The organism is Burkholderia sp. Tr-862, from assembly GCF_011753085.1.
Classification (GTDB): domain Bacteria; phylum Pseudomonadota; class Gammaproteobacteria; order Burkholderiales; family Burkholderiaceae; genus Burkholderia; species Burkholderia ambifaria.
In genome coordinates this window covers 1-4506 of record NZ_VWWG01000284.1, presented here as the reverse complement: position 1 = coordinate 4506, position 4506 = coordinate 1, and the positions used below count along the sequence as shown (strand labels likewise).

4 protein-coding genes and 1 pseudogene are annotated in these 4506 nt (G+C 69.3%); all 5 read left to right on the top strand.

Annotated elements, in window-relative coordinates; translation table 11 throughout:
- Positions 1-991, top strand: a 991-nt coding sequence (locus F3J14_RS33770) for an amidase (protein WP_166726601.1), incomplete at its 5' end; no start/stop codon positions are given.
- 149 nt (positions 992-1140) lie between these two features.
- Positions 1141-1653, top strand: a complete 513-nt coding sequence (locus F3J14_RS33765) for a disulfide bond formation protein B (protein ID WP_166726600.1) — start codon at positions 1141-1143, stop codon at positions 1651-1653.
- Positions 1654-2239: 586 nt separating this feature from the next.
- Positions 2240-3244, top strand: coding sequence for a xanthine dehydrogenase accessory protein XdhC (gene xdhC, locus F3J14_RS33760; RefSeq protein WP_166726599.1), 1005 nt, complete (start codon positions 2240-2242; stop codon positions 3242-3244).
- An 18-nt stretch (positions 3245-3262) separates the two neighbouring features.
- Positions 3263-4288, top strand: a complete 1026-nt coding sequence (locus F3J14_RS33755; protein WP_166726598.1) for an adenosine deaminase — start codon at positions 3263-3265, stop codon at positions 4286-4288.
- A gap of 27 nt (positions 4289-4315) precedes the next feature.
- Positions 4316-4506: pseudogene (locus F3J14_RS33750) on the top strand (hypothetical protein); the annotation flags it as partial.

Here is a 4506-nt window from a genome sequence, read left to right as displayed (position 1 = left end):
CGAGTTCGCGTTCTCCGGGCTCGGCCTGAATCCGCACTTCGGCACGCCGCGCTCGCCCTACCGCCGCGACGTACCGGGCGATGCGCGCATTGCCGGCGGCTCGTCGTCCGGCGCGGCCGCGTCCGTCGCCGACGGGATGGCGGCCGTCGCGCTCGGCACCGACACCGGCGGCTCGATCCGGATTCCGGCCGCGCTGTGCGGGCTCACGGGCTTCAAGCCAACCGCGAGCCGGATTCCGACGCAAGGCGGCGTGCCGCTGTCGACGACGCTCGACTCGTTCGGCCCGATCGGCCTGACGGTTGCCTGCTGCGCGCTCGTCGACCGGATGCTCGCCGGTCTCGAGCCGCACGTGCCGGCCGCGCGGCCGCTCGAAGGCGTGCGGCTCGGCGTGCTGACCAACTATGTCACGGACGGCGTCGACGCCGACGTCGCAGCCGCGCTCGACGCATCGCTGAAGCATCTCGAGGCCGCCGGCGCGATCGTCACGGAAGTACGCTTTTCCGCGCTCGACCGGCTGCCGGACATCAACCGCTTCGGTTTCTCGCCGATCGAGGCGTACGCGTGGCATCGCCCGCTGCTCGCGCAGCATCGCGACCGATACGACCCGCGCGTGCTGTCGCGCATCCTGAAGGGCGAGCCGGCGAGCGCGGCCGACTATCTCGACCTGCTCGCCGCCCGTCAGGCGATGCTGGACGAAGCGGCACACACGGTCTGGTCGCGCTTCGACGCACTCGTCGCCCCGACGGTGCCCGTCGTGCCACCGCGCATCGCCGAACTCGAAGCGGACGACGCCGCGTTCACGCGCACCAATGCGCTGATCCTGCGCAACCCGAGCGCCTTCAACTTCCTCGATGCATGCGCGCTGTCGCTGCCGTGCCATCCGCGCGACGCGGCGCCGGTCGGCCTGATGCTCGCGGCCGCGCCGCATCGCGACGACGCGCTGCTCGCGATCGGCCAGGCGGTCGAAGCCGTGCTGAACACGATCCGATGACTGCGCAAGCGCAATGACGGTGGACGATGCACCGGATGAAGCGGGTGCGGCAGGGTGCCGCACGCGCGCTGTCAGTTTCGTGCCAGATCGTTCGCGCTAAAATCGCGCGATTGTTTATCGGACCGACCAACGACAGGAATCCCGCCGACATGAACGACTCCACGCTCGCACTCCGCCGTGAACGCCGCCTGCTGATGCTGCTCGGCTGGGTGTGCATCGCCTTGCTGGCCGGCGCGCTGTACCTGCAATATGTGAAGAACGAAGATCCGTGCCCGCTGTGCATCATCCAGCGCTACTTCTTCGCGGCGATCGGCATCTTCGCGTTCCTGGCGGCCGGGATACGCAACTGGCGCGGCATCTGGGTGCTCGAGCTGCTGATCGCGATCGCCGCGGCCGGCGGCGTCGGCACCGCCGCGCGACACCTGTCGATCCAGATGAATCCGGGCTTCAGCTGCGGCTTCGACACGCTGCAGCCGATCGTCGACAGCCTGCCGCCCGCCCAGTGGTTCCCCGGCATGTTCAAGGTCGCCGGCCTGTGCGAGACGGTCTACCCGCCGATTCTCGGCATCCTGCTGCCCGGCTGGGCGCTGATCGGCTTCGCCGTGATCCTGGTCGCCGTCGCGTCGAGCCTCTGGCGCCATCGCCGCAAGCTGGCAGGCTGACCGGTCGGGGCCGCGTAGCCGCCCCTCGTTCGACCGGGTCCACCTGGCGACGTCCCGCGCGGCCGCACGCTGCCGGCCGCGCGTAAACACCTAACCCCGCCGCAGCCCGGATTTCCGGGCGAACGCACATCGCACGACATCCGCGCGCATGCCCCGCCACGCAAGCGTTTCGGCCCGACGCGCGCGCAACGGCGCCCCAATCCCGCGCGGCGGGCCTATGATCGACATGATCGCTGCCTGATAGCCCGGATCACCGCCCGGTGATGTTCCCGCCGCCTTGCGGTGCTATCTTCGCGACTGGATGGCGATCTACGTGCGCGAGGCCAGGCGGTCTCACCTCCTGCGTAACGCGCGCCCGATCCGCAATGTCGACTGGATTTCTCATGACAACGCACACCATCCGCATTCGTCACCCTCATGGCGTCCGCCCGTCCCGCGGAGCCGTTCGCGCGCGCCTGCGGCGCACCGCCGCCGCACCGCATCGACCGTGCGGCCGGCCTGCCTCGCTCCCGTCAGTCATCGTTACCGCCACGCCTGCCAGCTCGCGCCGCGCGTCGTGCCGCGTCGTCGTGAACGGAGCGTGCTGATGGAAGCGTGGATTGGCGATCTGCAGCAATTGCTCGCGCACGGCGAAGCGGCCGTGCTCGTGACGGTCGCGCATACCGACGGCTCCGCGCCGCGCGAGGCCGGCACCAAGATGCTCGTCACGCGCGACACGGCCCGCCATACGATCGGCGGCGGTCATCTGGAATGGAAGGCGATCGAAATCGCGCGGCATCTGCTGAAGGACGGCGCGCACGTGCCCCACGCGCGCAGGCTCGAACGGCTCGCGCTCGGCCCGAGCCTCGGCCAGTGCTGCGGCGGCGCGGTCGTGCTCGCGTTCGAGCGGCTCGATGTCGGCGACCTCGGCTGGATCATGTCGCTCGCGAAGCGCGTCGCGGCCGGCGCCGCGACCGTGCGTAGCGTATCATTCGGCCCCTCGCCGGGCGCGCCGCTGCTGAGCGAGCCCGAATCGCCCGCCGCGCGTGCCGATTGCCTGCTGTGGGAAACCGGCGGCGTGTCGCTGATGACCGAAACGATCGCGCCGTATGCGTTCCCCGTCATGCTGTTCGGCGCCGGACACATCGGCACCGCGCTCGTGAAGGTGCTCGCGACGCTGCCGTGCCACGTGCGCTGGATCGACGGGCCCGATGCGGTGTTCCCGCCGGCCGAGGCGCTCGCCGGGATCGGCAATCTCGCGATCGACGCGGTTGCCAGCCCGGCCGACGCCGTCGACACGGCGCCGCCGCAGGCGTACTTCGTCGTGGTGACGCACGACCACGCACTCGATTTCGTGCTGGCCGAGCGCATCCTGCGGCGCGGCGACTACGCCTACTTCGGGATGACCGGCTCGCACACCAAGCGCGTGCAGTTCGATCATCGGCTGGCAGCGATCGGCATCGACCCGGCCCAGGTCGCGCGGATGCGCTGCCCGATCGGCGTCGAAGGCATCATCGACAAGGCGCCCGAAGTCATCGCGATCTCGGTGGCCGCGCAGTTGCTGCAGGCCGTCGAGGCGAACGCACCCGCGCAGGCTTCCCCTACATTCTGACCGACCAAGAACAACGCCATGACCCCGACATTCAAGGACAAGATTGCCCGTGCACCGAAAGCGGAACTGCACATCCATATCGAAGGCTCGCTCGAGCCGGAACTGATTTTCGCGCTCGCGCAACGCAACGGCGTGAAGCTCGCGTACGAGTCGATCGACGCGCTGCGCGCCGCTTACGCGTTCACCGACCTGCAGTCGTTCCTCGACATCTATTACGCAGGCGCGAGCGTGCTGCTGACCGAGCAGGATTTCTACGACATGACGGCCGCGTACTGCGAACGCGCGCTCGCCGACAACGTCGTTCACACCGAACTGTTCTTCGACCCGCAGACGCACACCGAACGCGGCGTGCCGATCGAAACGGTGGTGGCCGGCATCGACCGCGCGCTCGCGGATGCCGAGCAACGCGGGCTGTCGAGCAAGCTGATCCTGTGTTTCCTGCGCCACCTGTCCGAAGACGACGCGCTCGCGACGTTCGAATCCGCGCGGCCGCTGTTCGAACGCTATCGCCACCGGCTGATCGGCGTCGGCCTCGACTCGTCCGAGCTCGGTCATCCGCCGGCGAAGTTCGCGCGCGTGTTCGAGAAGGCGCGTGCGCTCGGGCTGAAGCTCGTCGCGCATGCGGGCGAGGAAGGCCCGCCCGCCTACATCCACGAAGCGCTCGACGTGCTGAAGGTCGACCGGATCGACCACGGCGTGCGCAGCATCGAGGACGCGGCGCTCGTCGAACGCCTCGCGCGCACGCGCATGGCGCTGACCGTGTGCCCGCTGTCGAACCTGAAGCTGTGCGTGTTCGACGACATGGCGAAGCACACGCTGAAGGCGCTGCTCGATCGCGGCGTCGCGGTGACGATCAATTCCGACGATCCGGCCTACTTCGGCGGCTACGTCAACGACAACTACTTCGCGACGGTCGACGGGCTGCAGCTGACGGACGCCGAAGTGCACGCCGTGATCCGCAACGGCTTCGAGGCATCGTTCGTCGACGCGGCAGAGCGCGATGCGCTGATCGCGCGTCTCGATTCGTACTGGCAGGCCGCGTGACGGCCGGCATCGAGGTTCGCTAGACAGATGAAACACCGCGACGACATCCGCTTCGCGACGACCGGTTCGGCCCTGCGCCGCGCCGGCCGCATGTGTGCGCGGCATCTGCACGCCGGCATCGCACCCGTCGCTCGTGCGACGACGGCGTTGCGCGTCGTCGTGCGCCGAAGCCTGTCGTTGCGGCGCGTCATGCCGCTCGCCGCCGCGCGCGTCGCGAT

What these genes read in the sequence shown, in the direction of transcription:
- F3J14_RS33765 (WP_166726600.1), top strand. Translation starts at nt 1,141, where the DNA reads ATGAACGACTCCACGCTCGCACTCCGCCGTGAACGCCGCCTGCTGATG.
- xdhC (WP_166726599.1), top strand. Translation starts at nt 2,240, where the DNA reads ATGGAAGCGTGGATTGGCGATCTGCAGCAATTGCTCGCGCACGGCGAA.
- F3J14_RS33755 (WP_166726598.1), top strand. Translation starts at nt 3,263, where the DNA reads ATGACCCCGACATTCAAGGACAAGATTGCCCGTGCACCGAAAGCGGAA.